The sequence below is a fragment of the Sporanaerobacter sp. PP17-6a genome (genome assembly GCF_900095615.1).
Classification (GTDB): Bacteria; Bacillota; Clostridia; order Tissierellales; family Acidilutibacteraceae; genus Acidilutibacter; species Acidilutibacter cellobiosedens.
Genome location: NZ_FMIF01000013.1, coordinates 156,037 through 170,809, shown reverse-complemented (window position 1 = coordinate 170,809; position 14,773 = coordinate 156,037). Strand labels below are relative to the sequence as shown.

Here is a 14,773-nt window from a genome sequence, read left to right as displayed (position 1 = left end):
TCATTGCCAGCAAGTGCATTATATCCCACGGCCACATTACCACCTGTGCTTGTACTTGCCCCGTATCCTATAGCAACACTGCTCGAAGGCGCCTCCGCATTTTCACCTATTGCGATAGAACCATAATCCCCTGCGTTAGCCTGATGCCCTAATGCAATTGAACCGTTATAGTTGCTAAATGCATTGAGCCCAAGTACTAAATCTCTTTGATTTAATCCATGAATGTCTGATACATCAATGCCTACAGCACCTGTTTTCCCGTTTACACTTGTTACTGGGCTTTCTTCACTCCCCAATAATTGAAAATTTGAGCCTGTGTAAACAAGATGACATATCTGCCCCGCTTTAATGTTGCCGCTGCTTAGAGCATTGCCATTGCTCTTGACAATACTTTTTGCCCCAAGAGAATTGACGTTCAGCGTTGCTGTTCCAGTGTTGGCATTTGTAAATTTTACTTTTATGCTCAAACCTTCGGTAAGGCTTGATATGCCTGAGATAGATACTGTATAGGTATTTGTGCCGGAAGCAACAGCGTACATATTTGCTGGGACGGGATAATATATATCATATGTCCCGTCTGAATTTTTCCTTTGCATCAAAATATTTTTTTCTGTCATATTCATTCCTCCTTTACAACTCTTTGTACCACCAATCTCCGGTTTTCAAGGTTGGCTCTGTTGGCTCTGTTGGACTTGCCGCAATGTTCAGGCCACCTCCTGCACCTATATCATTTTCAAATTGGCTTAGCTTTGTTGGTATGTCTCCTACGTATGCAACCTCTGTCCCATCAGTCTTTTTGAAGGAAGGAGCCTTTACTTCGGCCGGAAATGTTACGTTCTTATCTTCATCCCAGCTATATATGGTTCGTTTACCTGCCGGATATCCTCCATACCACTCCAGCCCAGATAATATCATGTTGGGATAATCATTCGTTTGTGCAGTAGCTTGAATAGTTATCCTTACGTGGTTATAATGCCTTGCGATACTTGCGGATGAAAATAGTATAGCCGTGTGAGGAATAAGCATATGAGCAGGCCAGCCCGAAGCCGAATTATTATAGTCAAATACTGTTATCCAACTTTCCTCGTCATCTCTCTTTTTCTCACATTTTACCTTTATGTTATTGCCTTGGGAGCTGAAATACATATATATATAATTCAAATATACATAGCCTACCGGGTCTATGGTAATACGTAAATATTTTCCCTTAGCGAATGTTATGTTTGCATTATTATTACCGCTTACTAATTTCTTTTTAACTATGTCGCTTACCTCAAAGGGTGTGTAAGTTATATCATCATCACTTATTTCAAAGTTTATCTTGCTTGCATTATAAAACCATAGTTTATTATTTATTTCACCGTCAATCATTCCTGCCTCTAAAATCGACGGATTACCTAAATTACTTCTTATTATGTTTGTACTTGGTTTTGTTTCGGCCAAATAAGCACTCATTAATAAAAAGTCGCTTGCATGCTTATTATCTACGGTATCAGAATTTCCTCCATTTGCTGGTAACGTTGACGGAAAGTCCGATATATCCGATTTCACATGCGTATGTTCACTTGGGGGAAATGTACTCGGCTTGTTGTTTATTCCTTCCCATTCCGTAGTACCGGGATCACCTTTATCTCCTTTTTCTCCCTTTGGCCCTTGTGCCCCTGTGTCTCCTTTTAGGTTTACATATTGATAAGTGGAATCCCCCTCTAATCTCACGCCAAGTTGGGTACCATTCCAACTGTATTGAAGGCTTACTCCTGGGTCTCCAGTACCCCCGGCTTTAGGCTCAACCAATTTACTTGTCTTATCAATGTTCTTTATTTTGTCAATTATTGTTGGAATGCTGGTACCGAACGTAGCTTCGAGGGAAGTCCCTCCGGCTTCATATACCTCTGTCAGCTCGACAATCTGACAATCCATGGTAATACCCCACTTTTTAGATTGAGCAGTAACGAAGTCTCCAAGGTCATAATCCTGCTCATATTTGAAGGTATTATCGGGGATGAGTTGAAATTCAAAAGTCAATATTCGTTTCAACTCATTCAATTTTTGTTGGCCCATAGTCAACAATTCTGTCGTATTGTCGGCATTGGAGCAATCTAAAAAAGATTCAATCCTTTCAAAACCGGCAGTATTTCCTATTTTTTGTATCAGCCTATCGGCTTCATCTCCCTTACCTCCGGCATATCCCACATTGGAAGTCCCTATACTGCTTTGTACAAAATGTTGATTTTTGATGTTGTCAAAATCTGTGGAAAATATTACCGGCGGTAGGGTATCTTGGTTTACCGTCATATTTCGGCCTTCAAACACATCAAAAACCCACTGTGAATTTTCTATATCCAGTGTGACGTTCCAACCCATTTGAGCATACTCCCCTATTTCGGCCAGCTTGTCAGAAAGAACCTCAAATCTTGAACGCCATGAATCCTGTTTCCCTCTCCCTTGGTCGGTAACAATTACCATTTGAGGCATTTTTCTGTCAATATCTGCCGGGCTAACGACATTGTTATTGACAAAATTTTTCAATATCGTTTCTACGGCCCCTGAATGGCTCTCATATCCATTCCCGTTGGTGGGCGGTACAATTAGTCGCCTTGACATGATTCCTTTCAATGTAGGCCCTTTTATTATGAGAGTATCGGTCGTCTCTCCATTTTCATCAATTTCATTTTCCCTGTGCATGATAATCCCGACTTTATTAAAATGGCTGCCTAATAGAACCAAATTATTTTCAATCAAAATATCTGTGTTGACTTTATTCGCATTAATATGAAGTTCAAACTCACCTACTTTATAAAACCGTCTAATAAATTGCAAACTCTCATAGTCGTCAATCTCACCCAAAAGTTCAAAATTGGGTGAGATAATACGTATTGGTACATTCTTCATCTTATGTCAGCTCCTTAAGCCAATAGTCCCCGGCAGATATAAGAGCCGGTTCGGTTGCTCCAAATAATACCTTTGGAATGGCATTTATAAGGTTTAACAAATTCCCGGCCGTATCTCCATCTAACGTGTCCTGAACCGTAGCAAACCATTCATCAAAACTCTGTTGCAACTGTTGCTTTATTACTTCCACGTCATCCTCGGCCTCTGCGGTAGTATGTTGATACCAGCTCACATACTGGTTGAATATTGTGGTGGTATCTACTTGGTCAATTATTCCATGCACTATTCCGCATAGGCCGGTATTTAATCTTAGGTCGGTTATATTGGCCTGTATAATGGCCGTTATGCCCTTTCCTACTGTTACATCTGCCAATGCTATTTCATACCCGTCAGCGTCCCGTTGTAATTCCGGAGCTGTCGGCATGCTTGCGGCTGTCCCCTTTTTTACCTGTGCAGTTATGGCTCTGTCTACTGTGTCCATCCTCAACACAATCCTGTCTATTCTGTTCAAGGTACCGTCAGCGGCGTCTATATTTAGTATTAGATCGTCCGTATTTACATATATGGCTCCATTTATCCAGCCTTTGCCCTGTTTTATTATTATTGACATGCCACTACTGTTTGCTATCGCTTGCAAGCCATCAGAGGGGCTTGGAAATACCCCATTGGCAACAAAACTTGCGAAATAATCTCTGAAATCCTCCGCTTTGTACTTCCTATCTCCATCTACACTATTGAAACAAAAACTTTTTTCCATATTCACACCTCCTAAACTCCGACATATAAGGGCCTATAGTAAATACTTACTTCCAAATTGTCAATTCCGGATTCCGCATCATATCTTAAGACATTGTCTCCTTGTTCAAGTTGAATGAAAGTACTTCCCAAGTCTATCCAATTGAATACATTTATGTCTTCACCGTTCGTTTTTATCATTCTTACCTTTTTATTCCCAAAACTGGTGTCTATAATCAGTTTGTCGCCGGCTTCCAACGTCCTTTTTACTTTTATAAATTCATCTGTATATATATTCAAAATGGAAGGATTTACAACGGTTGCAAGTGCCCTAAATTCAACCCTCATACCACATTCGGCATCACCTTTGTTTACAATATTGACAATCAAATTTGACACTCTATGGCCCATTTCTATACCGGTGCCCTCCGGTATCTCCAATGGAAACTCAAAGTCACCCATCCATAAGGCTATCTCTTCCCTTGATTCTTGAACATCTTTCCAATACGGATTTGGACAATACAGTTGAATTTGAAATTCTTGTGCCGGTTCTGTCTTTTCATCCGGGGTAACAGTTTGTACAATGCAGCCAATTGAGTATTCCCCAGCGCTATTGATATATTGCAAGGTACCGGTCAATTTGGGATTGAATACCTTATTCAGCTCTCTCCTTTTCCTGAACATGTCTTCACTATTGTTGCCAAGTATGGCAATTACGATTGTCAGTACTCTTGGTTCCAGGAGAGTCTCCATATGGCTCTCTCCATCCTGCCCTGGGGACTTGGTTGTAAGAATAGTAGCCTCGGCCGGATCCGGATTGAAACTTTCTAACAAAAAAGGAGCTGAGCTAGTTAATTCTATACTCTGCTCCCTATTATTTGTAAATATTAGTTTTTGCATATCATCACCCACTCATATTAAAAAAGCAGCTTTTCTAAATAAGGATTCATCCTGTCTTCTCTGCTCTGACGGGCTTGCCTTTGTTGGACTATTATGTGTAAAGTTGAAGTTATTTACTGTCTTATTGCTTGTGCTGCTTATGGTTTTACTGCTACTTATACTATTACTTTCCATGGTTCTCAATGCTTCGTCCCTTGCGGAACTTATATCTGCCGTTATAGAACTTATCATATCCTTTATTTCGTCAATTTTGGGCTGAAAGCCTTCAACAAGCCTTTCCCCTAATGTCTCTCCTGCCTGTTTATACTGTTCCCCATAGCTGCTTAAAAGTTCAATTATGGCCTGTTGGTTGTTATCCATTATTAGCTGTTCACTCTCAGCTTCAAGCTGTGCATCTGTAAGTTTTTGAGTATAAAAGGTCTTTACATCGGTAAGCTGTTGGTCCAAAGAAGTTTTGTTTGCTGTGTATATTTGACTTATATTGGCAAGTTGAGCCTCTTTGTCTGTGTTCATAAGCTCTTTTTGCTTTGCATAGTAGGCTTTACTTTCGTCCAATTGCCTATTTAACCTCGATTTTTTGACATCATAAATATCCTCAATAGCCTTTTTCTGGTTGTCGGCATCACTTTGAATTATATCTATCTGTTTTTCAAGTTCGGTCTTTTTGTCGTCGACAGCTTCTTTATTTAGGAGCTTTTGATATTCAGCCTGCTCCGACTGTATTTGCTTTTGCAATTGGGAAGTATTGTAGTCATCATGGCTGTATTTCATTTGCTCGTGGAGATCAGCTATTTTATCCTCATATTCCTTATGTTTTTCTGCCCTGTCCTCTGCCACTGTCTGTTCTTCAAGTGCGTCAATTTGCTTTTGTATAGCCTCCACCTTTGCATTTGCAACATCTTCAATATTCTGTATAGATGCTTCTTTCCATTTGTCAAGCTCGTCAAGTTCATTTTGTATAGCTTCCTCTGCCGCCTTTTCATCTGCTTCAAGCCTGTCTTCTTTGGTGCCAAATAGGTCATTTATGGCATCTTCTGACTTGTCCTTCCAATTCTCCCAATCACTAAGCTGTTTGTTTAGGTTATCTTCCTCGGCCTTTTGAGCCTCGGTGTACTTTGCTTTGAGAGCATTTTTAATTTGGTCATTCAGGCTATTAACATCTGAAACAAATTGTTTCCTTGCCTCAAGCTCTTTGTCAAGTTCTTCCTTGGACATTTTCCCTATCCTTTGTATTTCAGCGATTTCCTTATCTGCCTGCTTCTTGCGGAGTTCTATTTCATCATTTATAACTTGTTTTTTCTTGTCGTATTCTTCACGAATAGTACTTTGTGAAGTGGCATTTGCACCATTGAGAGCCGTTTTTTCAGTATCATTCAACCTTGACAGCTCAATATTGAGATCATTTACTTCTTTTGAAAGATCATCCTTTATGCTTTGAATCCTTTTAGAAACCAAACTTGCAACGTTCTTTGCGGCTTCCTCCGGCTTGTCGCTACTTTTTTCTATAGTATCGGCCAAGAGTTGCATGAAGTCGGTTCCGTAGGTATCGGCGTCACTCAAAGGCCCTTCTTCCGGCACTGAGAAGTGAAGAAATGACCATATCTTTTTGGCTACACTTTTGGCCGCATCTCCAACCTTGCCTACCATGCTCTTTATGCCGTTTATAAGGTTTTGTATCATATCTTTCCCATATTGCAAAAATTGAGAAGGTAGGTTCTTTAGAAAACTTATAGCTTTCGTCATGCCTGTTTTTATGACTGTCCCTACTGTGGGAAGAATATTGGAAATGCCTTCTTTCATAGATGTAAACATATTTTTACCAATATTAAACAATGTTTTAGGTAGGTTTTTGAACCAATTTATTATACCGTTCCACACAGTTACAACTCCGGTTTTAATTCCATTACAAACGGTCACAATTATATTTTTAAATCCATTCCATCCTGTAGAAACGCCTGTCTTAATACTGTTCCATATTCCAGCAAAGAATGCCGGTATTCCTGCAAAGAAGGACTTTATCCCATTCCATACATTAGTTACGGCTGCCCTAAATCCTTCATTCGTCTCCCATAGATGCTTTATACCTACGACTAAAAGGGCAACTGACGCTGTAATACCGGCTATCCATAGAACCATAGGGTTCGCAAGCAAAAATTTTACCGCTCCGCCAATCCCATTTATAACATTTGGAACCATTTGTATACCTGAAATAAGGTCTTTTACTCCATCAGAAATTTTGTGTATAATGCCGGCAACCGGGGCAACTGCTGCTATAATAAGCCCAATTTTTACTACTGCGTCTTTTTGTTTGGGACTTAAATCGCTGAACCATTTGGAAAACTCTTGTAGTCTTTTTACTAATTCTTGAAGCATAGGAGCTAAGACACTTTGTAAAGAAGATGCAAGGTCAGCTCCCACCAACTTCAAATTGTTCAAAGCAGTTTTAGCCTTGTCAATCGGATCCAGCGTCGCATCAAAAGTTTTGGAGACAGAGCCTCCGGCTTTCTTAGCCGAATCAGATAGCCCATTTAAATCTAAGGTACCTCTTTTTATGGCGTCCACCATGAAGACGGCACCTTTTGTTCCAAAATATTTGGTTGCTATAGTCAAAGCCTCTGTATCAGTTTTGCTATTTTTAATTTTTGTTGAAACTTCGGTTAGTCCTTCACTAACCGATTTTCCTTCTTTTGCAAACTCAACGCTCGACTTGGAAAGATACGACAAGGCCTTTTGACCATCTATACCACCCTTTTCAAATCGTCCCATTAACTCCGTAGCTTCGGAAAAATTCAATCCTAAGTTTTTTAATGTTGGAGCACCTTTAATAACGGAATCAAAAAGCTGATCTACTCCTACCCCAGTTTTTGAGACGTAGCAGTAACGGCATCAAGCACTCCACCTAAATCTTTTGTACTAAGCCCAAAGGCTTCTATAGCTCCTTTTGCATTTTGAGTAGAAGTGGTTACATCGGTATTGTTTATGCTCCCAAACTTAACCATTTGAGAACTTGCATCTTCTAAAGCTTTACCTGTCAATCCGAATTGGGTATTTACTTCTCCTATCGCATCTCCAGCAGCCTGAGCGTCTGTTGGAATACTCTTATAGATATTCTTGAAGGACTGCTCTAAGCCCTCCATTTGCTGTCCTGTAGCACCGGTCTTAGTTGCGATAGTATCAAGGCTATCGTCTACTTCTTTCCAAGCAACTCCCGCCGCTACTCCTACTCCTGCAATTCCTATACTTACAGGCTTCATTTTGTCTGCAATTTTGCCGGAGACATCTCCAACTTTACCGGCAACTTGCGATATTTTGCTTAGTGCTGCGTTACTCTCTCTTGCCTGTTTTTCAAGATTTTTTAATTGCGATTCGGTTTTTATAACCTCTCTCTGCAAAGCTCGGTATTGTTCCTCCCCAATGTCTCCATTTTTAAATTGCTGTTCTGCTTGAGCCTGAGCTTCTTTGAGGGTATCTAACTTTTCTTTGGTATTGGAGATTTGTTTTGATAGAAGAGTTTGTTTTTGAGTGAGAAGTTCCGTATCCCCGGGATTGAATTTCAGCTCTCTATTGACCTCTTTTAATTCACTTTGCAAGTCTCGGCTTGTCTTATTTATACCTTTTAAAGCATTGCTAAGCGGGCCTGTCTCCCCGCCAATTTCCACGGTTATACCTTTTATATTATTTGCCATTCATTCTCACCTCCTACATAAAAAAGCAACTACTTTTTAGTAGTTGCTTTTTTTAAAAATAAATATGTTTAAAATATTATTTCGATAAAATTTTCTTTTTCTCAGAATTAAACTCTTCCTGAGTTAAAATGCCGTCGTCCAATAGTTTTTTTAACTTAGTTAATTCATCTGCAACGCTACCTCCTGATTGCGTTTGCTGAGTTGTATGTTCTCCCTTATGTTTATATGCTTCAATTTGCTCATGCACTGCATTAACAAACGGAGGAACCGCATCCTTATTTATATCCTTGATTTCCATTTTTGCAGCTCCGTCCCAAATTGCTATACTGCCAAAAACAAGCCCTTTCTTCTGTTCAACTGAATTAATTTTTTCAATAGGCGTTTCCCTTTGTTTTAACCCGTATAATAGTCCTCTGTCTAAAAAGAGAATCCTCCTATTTGTGCATACTATAAGCCATGTATTTCCTTCCAACAATCCTGAACACATAGCCTTTATGTGTTCATCGTCAAAAAGTATATTCGGTAACTCTTTGACTTCTTTTCTCGTTCCCCAAATATCAGCCGTTGGCAAGGTTTTAATCTCTTTTTGTATCTCTTCCAAACTTCTCATAATAAGACATACCTCCCATTTATTATTCTAATTTTATCTTAGAACAATACGGGAAGTATGTCAATGTTTACCTTTGTCCTTTCCAAAATATTTATGGAGCATCTCTCGATCCGGCTCTGTCTGTTCGGAAAGCCAACATTTCTCCAAGTATTCCCGGCCGGCATCTGTTTGAGAATAATTGTAAATAACGGCATCTCTAATAAGGAGCCAATATTCAAATATGGTTAAATTTTCTATACGGTCAAAAGTATAACCGGTGTATTCTTGTATTACTTTACTCTCAATAGTGTTAATTTTATAATGGCCCTTACTATCTTTTTCAGGGTAGTAAGGGACTTTTAGTTTGGGTTTTTTTGTTCTATACTAAGCCATTGAAAATAAGCAACCAATATTGTATTCAATTGGTCTATATTTAAGTTATCTACTATCTTATCCGTCACTTTGTAATTGCTTTTGTTATTGGCCAATATCATCTTTACAGCATCTGCCAAATCGTCTATTGCTTCTTCATCTTTGACAGCCGAAAGAGCTATGACCTTTTTCAAAGTCTTTATCTTAGGAGGTTTAATCTGGAGCTGTATATTCTTCATAGCTCCATTATCATCTTCCACTTTCAATTTCAAATCAAAATATCTTTTGTTGATCTGTTCTAAATCGAACATTATGCACCAGCTCCCGCCGGATCCATTTCATCCAATATTATCAAAGTTCCCTCATCATCAGATGGTTCGGCCGATATTTCCGGTTCAATGTTGGTTGCATCATCTGCTGCATATTTCAATGTCAGCCCTGCGGTATTGGTACCTACTATAGTGATACGTAGGTCTCCAAGAACGGCGTCTTTATGAACAAATCTAAACAGATATTTCTTTCCGTTATCCTGTCCGATACCACCTATTTTTATCGTTCTTCCTCCTTCTTTCTCTACTACCCTGCAAGTGGAACAAAGGAAATTCAGTTTGCTATAAACCCAGCTTATCAAGCCAAGTTTAAATGTTGCTTCCTCTTCCGTCAGTACGTTTCTCACTGCCTTGCCAAGATCATCCTTGAACTTCTTGAATGTCCCTTTGTAAGTCAGTGTTGCACCTCCGGATATATACCCCAGTCTGTTTGTATCTACTTCAATTGTTGCATTCTCCGGAATGGCAGTCCCGGACGTAAAATCTGTTACGTAGATTTCCCCGCTTCCTACGGGGATATTCTGTTTTTCTGTTGCTGTAGCCATTATAATACCTCCCTTTCAAATATTTCAAAATTGTATATAGTCAAAAAACATTCTTCATTACTCAGCCACTGTCGGTCCTTTGTGTATTTAATTGCTTGTTTATCAAACAAAGCTTCCAATTGTAAGTTGTCCTCCGGCCCATCCGAGTACCTTTCGACAGCGACAGAGTGCTGTTTTGCCATGTTCTTTGTGTCTCCTCCAACACGTTCCACCGTATCTAAAAAAACAATGTAAGGAAATTGAGGAGCTTCCCCGGGTACGAAACAAGTCTCTTCAACCGGTTCCCCTGCCTGTTCAAGCCAAGATTTAAGATCCTCCATGCTCAATTACCTCCCTTACTTTCTTTTCAAAATCCTCGTTTGCCTTTACCTCATTTTTTTTGATGTGAGGAAATGCCCTCGTTCGTCCTCCATTTCTGGTAGCATGTCCATTTTCCAAAAAATATGTCAGCCGGTATTCCTTATTGTGAATTACCGTATGCCTGCCTAATGGGGTATCAGTCGCTACTGTTACCTCCCAGCCTTTTTTATATTTGCCGGTTGGCCCTACCGGACTATCTTGTTCAAGGTTTCCTTTGCACTCCTTAGCTACTTCATCCTCGGCCTTTTTAATGCCTTCCGTGATATCCTTTGTGTATTCTTGCAAGGTACCCATTATCGTATCTGTAAGACCGTCAGCACTAACTTTTTCGCTCATACTATCACCCCTATTCTTTTTAGAGTGAGAATCGTTACCGGTGGATTGGTGTCTTTGATATGCTGTACCTGCTCAATCTTATATTCATTATTCTCTATTACCGCCCGGTTAAGAGATGTAATAGACAATTGTTGCGGTATCTGTATCAACCTGTTAATATCGACATTAGCCGCCCTTGCGGTATAGTATCTTTTCATTCCAACTGTTCTATCTCCAAACCTCAAAGACATGATTTTTTCATCAATCTTGTTCGTTTTCACTGTGTATATATCACAGATACCATCATTGAAAGTTTGAAATTCTGTAGGTGTTTTAATTTTCATATCATCACCCCGTTATTACAGTAGTTGTGCCGGCTCGGATTGCTTTGAACCCATCTTCTATTTCAACAATCAAAATGTCATCCCCGGATACGGCTTCAATTTCATCAGTGCCGTTCCAAGCGGTATAACCTTTCACTGTATCACACACCTCAAAAAACTCCGGCAATTGAAGGTCCGTACCAGTTTTGTACATGTACTCATAGCTATCACAAAACTTCGGTGAAATACTTATTTTTGTATACCCCGGGGCTCCGGTGGCCGATACTACTATCAACTTTTCAGGCGTTTTAAGTTGGTTATTAAGATTGAGTTCCAATAGTTCACTTTCAAAATTCTTTTCAAATACTTCTAATGCTTGGCTATTCGCATATCTGCAATAATCGAACAACAAAGAACGCGCTAAATCTTCCTCTGTAAAATCAAGTGACACGCCTGCTATATGTTGCAAACGTGTCATCCCTCGGTTTATATATCCTGTTATTCTTTTATCTGTCTTTTCGTCCTGCCAATTGATATTCAAATAGTCTTTTATGTCCTCAAGAATCCCTTCGGGTAAAGCCATTTATATCACTCCTTAGGCTCCTTGTTCCTTTGTATTTACAATGCCCTTAACCTCGTTTACAACTACTTCCAAATTAGCCGGTGTCAAGCCGGATATATCGGCAAGTATAAAGGCATTGTCGTCTAATGCTCTACCATTTCCATACATTCTGGTAGTATACACTCTTTCATCTTCCAAAAAGCGGTATTCATCAGAGTATTCGATTTTCCCCCCGTCTCCCCCAACGCCTATCCCCATGAAGTAACGGGAAGCTAACCCGAATATAGCCTGTCCTTCTGTTACAAAAGAGGATTGTATTACCTTCGTCGGATACGGAAATACGTTGGAAGCGTAGGTTCCGTTTGCTGTCAATATTGTAGTAGCCGGCATAATTTTTGTAAAATAGTCGGCCGGATTCACGACCAATAGTATTTCCGATACTGGTCTGTATCTTCCATTAGGTCCTGTTGCCAATTGTTTTGCAATAGTTCCAAATGTTAAGGGCTTCAGATCCGTAACCGCGATAGGAGTTTTTTGAGGGTATACTCCACCGGTAACTGTTACCTCGTCTGAAACGTCCCTGTCCATTCCTATCGGTTCATCCTTCCCGGTACCTGTTACTATAGCTTTTTCCAATCCTCCGGAATTTGCTTCGGTCAATACCGCTCTTACATACGCATCCATCCATTGCGGGCCTACGTTTATCATGTCTTTAGAAATCGGCATGAAGGCGGTCAACTTGTTTGTACCAAGTTGTATTAATCCTATTGCTCCTTCAAGCTCTTTTGTAATTGTACTGTTCAGGGGCCCCCATATCGCAAGCTGAGCACCTTTCTTGTTCACAATCATCTTTGTTAAAGTGGATGTGTTTTGGAAAGTAATAGCTGACAGCAATGGGAAATTGCTCTTTATGTCCTCTATTACTGAATCAATAACCGTTTCGGGAAGGGCATTGTCAAGCCCTGTGAAGGCCATTTTAATATCCTTCGTTTCCACTGCTTTTACAAGTGCCTGATAAAACTTTGTTTCATCTGTTGTCAATTGTCTTATTCCCCTATTTGCAAGGATAGAGGAATCATTTGTTTTCTGATATGCCTTAAAATCATCTAAGACACTGTTTTGAATCCCCATAGCAAACTCAGTTAATGCCTGAGTTATTGCCCCGGAATCCTCACTCTTTAAAGCTTCTTCAAATTTCTGCTTCAATTCCTGTTGCATTACATCTTTTGACTTCATTACCATTACTCATTACCTCCTTCAATTTTTTTCTTGAACGCTGCCATGAGTTTTTCAGCGTTCGTTTTTTGCTTTACAAAATCTTTTGGTACCTGAATGGGCTTTTGGCTTTGATGCTGCTTTTTAATCAGCTGTATATATTTCTCAAATTTTTGTTTTGCCTGAGAAATATTGTCATTGTCTTCAATCCCAGCTATTTTGTCAGCCAAGCCATATTTCAGGCAATCCTCGGCATTTAACCATGTTTGAGCATCAAGCAATTTGCTTAAGGTCTTTTCATCAAGTTTGTCCCCAGCTTTTACAAGATAGCTTGAACAACTTGCTTTGTCTATTACCTCAAGATCATTTGCTGTTTTCCTCAATTCTTCGGCATTACCGTCGGCCCATGTACTGGCATGATGTATCATCATTAATCCATTATTTGCCATTATAATTGGATCTCCTACCATGGCAATAACCGACGCTATTGAACAAGCAAATCCGTCAATGTAAACTGTCTTTTGTGCCGGATGTCTTTTAAGAAGGTTATATATCCCCAACCCTTCCTTCACTTCTCCACCGTAGGAATTAATATAAATATTAATTTGTGTTACATCTCCAGCGGCTTCAAGTTGCTCTTTTACATAATTTGCGGACGTTTCGCTTTCTATCTTTTCACCAGTCCACCAGTCTTCCCCATCACCTTCAATGTAATCATAAAGGTACAAATCCAGCGTGTTTGGTTCTGCTGATTGTTTTACAAAATACATTGTCTTAGGCACTTCCTTCACCTCCTTCCGTCTTTCCCATGTATTCAACCTTCTGATAGTTCTTTGTCATCCAATGCTCTTTACTCCACCAAGTACTAAGTGGGGTATCTCCCAACTTAATACGGAGTTCATCTACACTGTACAAACCGTCGGAAATAAGTTTGTCTGCTTGGTTGGCAATGGAGAATATATCAATATGCTTAATTGCGGTAGTATCTATTTTCAAATAACTACCGGACAAATAAGCTGTCTTGCCGTATCGTTTGCGGTTTATTTCTGTTTGTATGAGATCGACTAATGGATCAATCCCGAAAGTCAGCCATTCATCAACCACTTTACTCACGTCCGCAACGTCCCCCTGTAATAGTGCCGGGGGGATTCTGAAAGCCTGTGCAACACGGAACATTACTTCTTTTGTGATGTTGGTAATATCATTTATCTCCGATGTGGTTTTCTTATTCGCTTCGCCGGTAATTTCCGAATATTCAACCCCATTCGGAATTACCACTACCGCATTTTCAGATTCAAAATAATTCTTCATTCTTTTGTTGAAAAAATCTTCTATCCTTTGTTCATAGTCTTTATCTCCGCTTTTTGTCTTTTTTACTGATGCCGTAGCTTTTCGACCACCTGCACGTTTGTATTTCCCTATAGCCATATTCAATATCTCGGAGTAACCTTTTATCAGGTTTGAAAGCAATGCCCTTATGTCTTTATTGTTGAGCCTGAAATACAAAACATCAGGCATACTAAAGGGCATGTCGAAAGTTAGGTCCCCTCTGGTAACTCCTGTAAACGTATTGGGGTAAAGAGCATATTCATTCTGGGTAAAATTCTCCGCAATGATAAGCTGATTATTTACCTCCACAACCAAAACCTCATTAAAAAACAAGAGCCGTGATATGAGCTCCTGCATGAATTGACTGCTATTTTGATTTACATTCGGTTCTACATTCCAAAGGTAATATTCATCTGCCTTCGTTTCCTGGCCTTTCAGATACGTCTTAAATTCACACTTGCCTATTGCTCCGGCAATCATATTAATGGCCATCTGTATTGAGAAGTCCTCAATCGCCAGTTTATATCTTTCGGATTCCAATTTTTGAGTGATGTAAACTGTCTTTTTGTCTCCGAAAAAGTCTCTTAAAAAGTCAACTACTTTCAATCTTTCACCTCCCCA

16 protein-coding genes are annotated in these 14,773 nt (G+C 39.6%); all 16 read right to left on the bottom strand.

Going from position 1 to position 14,773, the window contains the following annotated elements:
* A partial coding sequence (locus PP176A_RS16410; protein WP_200796086.1) for a hypothetical protein occupies positions 1-617 on the bottom strand: 617 nt, incomplete at its 3' end.
* Positions 618-630: 13 nt separating this feature from the next.
* Positions 631-2,892, bottom strand: coding sequence for a siphovirus ReqiPepy6 Gp37-like family protein (locus PP176A_RS16405; RefSeq protein WP_200796084.1), 2,262 nt, complete (start codon positions 2,890-2,892; stop codon positions 631-633).
* 1 nt (position 2,893) lies between these two features.
* A complete protein-coding gene (locus tag PP176A_RS07090) occupies positions 2,894-3,649 on the bottom strand; it encodes a hypothetical protein (protein WP_071139762.1) in 756 nt (251 codons plus the stop codon).
* Between the two features lie 11 nt (positions 3,650-3,660).
* Positions 3,661-4,527 carry a distal tail protein Dit gene (locus PP176A_RS07085; protein WP_071139761.1) on the bottom strand — a complete coding sequence of 289 codons (867 nt, stop codon included), beginning with the start codon at positions 4,525-4,527 and terminating at the stop codon, positions 3,661-3,663.
* A 12-nt stretch (positions 4,528-4,539) separates the two neighbouring features.
* Positions 4,540-7,293, bottom strand: coding sequence for a hypothetical protein (locus PP176A_RS07080; protein WP_071139760.1), 2,754 nt, complete (start codon positions 7,291-7,293; stop codon positions 4,540-4,542).
* A gap of 86 nt (positions 7,294-7,379) precedes the next feature.
* Positions 7,380-8,213, bottom strand: coding sequence for a hypothetical protein (locus PP176A_RS07075; RefSeq protein ID WP_071139759.1), 834 nt, complete (start codon positions 8,211-8,213; stop codon positions 7,380-7,382).
* Between the two features lie 76 nt (positions 8,214-8,289).
* On the bottom strand, positions 8,290-8,823 hold the full coding sequence (locus PP176A_RS07070) for a PH domain-containing protein (protein ID WP_071139758.1): 534 nt from the start codon (positions 8,821-8,823) through the stop codon (positions 8,290-8,292).
* Between the two features lie 338 nt (positions 8,824-9,161).
* Positions 9,162-9,485: a hypothetical protein gene (locus tag PP176A_RS07065; RefSeq protein ID WP_071139757.1), complete on the bottom strand. Its 324-nt coding sequence runs from the start codon at positions 9,483-9,485 to the stop codon at positions 9,162-9,164.
* Positions 9,485-10,048, bottom strand: a complete 564-nt coding sequence (locus PP176A_RS07060; protein WP_071139756.1) for a hypothetical protein — start codon at positions 10,046-10,048, stop codon at positions 9,485-9,487. Before PP176A_RS07060 ends, PP176A_RS07065 begins: the two co-directional genes overlap by 1 nt.
* Positions 10,048-10,368 (bottom strand): hypothetical protein, encoded by a 321-nt coding sequence (locus PP176A_RS07055; RefSeq protein ID WP_071139755.1) that lies wholly within the window; start codon positions 10,366-10,368, stop codon positions 10,048-10,050. The genes PP176A_RS07060 and PP176A_RS07055 overlap by 1 nt, the downstream gene beginning before the upstream one ends.
* Positions 10,355-10,744 carry an HK97 gp10 family phage protein gene (locus PP176A_RS07050; protein ID WP_071139754.1) on the bottom strand — a complete coding sequence of 130 codons (390 nt, stop codon included), beginning with the start codon at positions 10,742-10,744 and terminating at the stop codon, positions 10,355-10,357. The genes PP176A_RS07055 and PP176A_RS07050 overlap by 14 nt, the downstream gene beginning before the upstream one ends.
* On the bottom strand, positions 10,741-11,067 hold the full coding sequence (locus PP176A_RS07045; protein WP_071139753.1) for a hypothetical protein: 327 nt from the start codon (positions 11,065-11,067) through the stop codon (positions 10,741-10,743). Before PP176A_RS07045 ends, PP176A_RS07050 begins: the two co-directional genes overlap by 4 nt.
* A 4-nt stretch (positions 11,068-11,071) precedes the next feature.
* Positions 11,072-11,629: a hypothetical protein gene (locus PP176A_RS16400; protein ID WP_071139752.1), complete on the bottom strand. Its 558-nt coding sequence runs from the start codon at positions 11,627-11,629 to the stop codon at positions 11,072-11,074.
* Between the two features lie 12 nt (positions 11,630-11,641).
* Entirely contained in the window at positions 11,642-12,850 is a 1,209-nt protein-coding gene (locus PP176A_RS07035; protein ID WP_200796083.1) for a phage major capsid protein, read from the bottom strand.
* The gene (locus PP176A_RS07030; RefSeq protein WP_071139751.1) at positions 12,850-13,605 is read right to left on the bottom strand and encodes a head maturation protease, ClpP-related; all 756 of its coding nucleotides are present in this window, start codon (positions 13,603-13,605) and stop codon (positions 12,850-12,852) included. The genes PP176A_RS07035 and PP176A_RS07030 overlap by 1 nt, the downstream gene beginning before the upstream one ends.
* On the bottom strand, positions 13,598-14,758 hold the full coding sequence (locus PP176A_RS07025; protein WP_071139750.1) for a phage portal protein: 1,161 nt from the start codon (positions 14,756-14,758) through the stop codon (positions 13,598-13,600). Before PP176A_RS07025 ends, PP176A_RS07030 begins: the two co-directional genes overlap by 8 nt.
* Between the last annotated feature and the right edge of the window lie 15 nt (positions 14,759-14,773).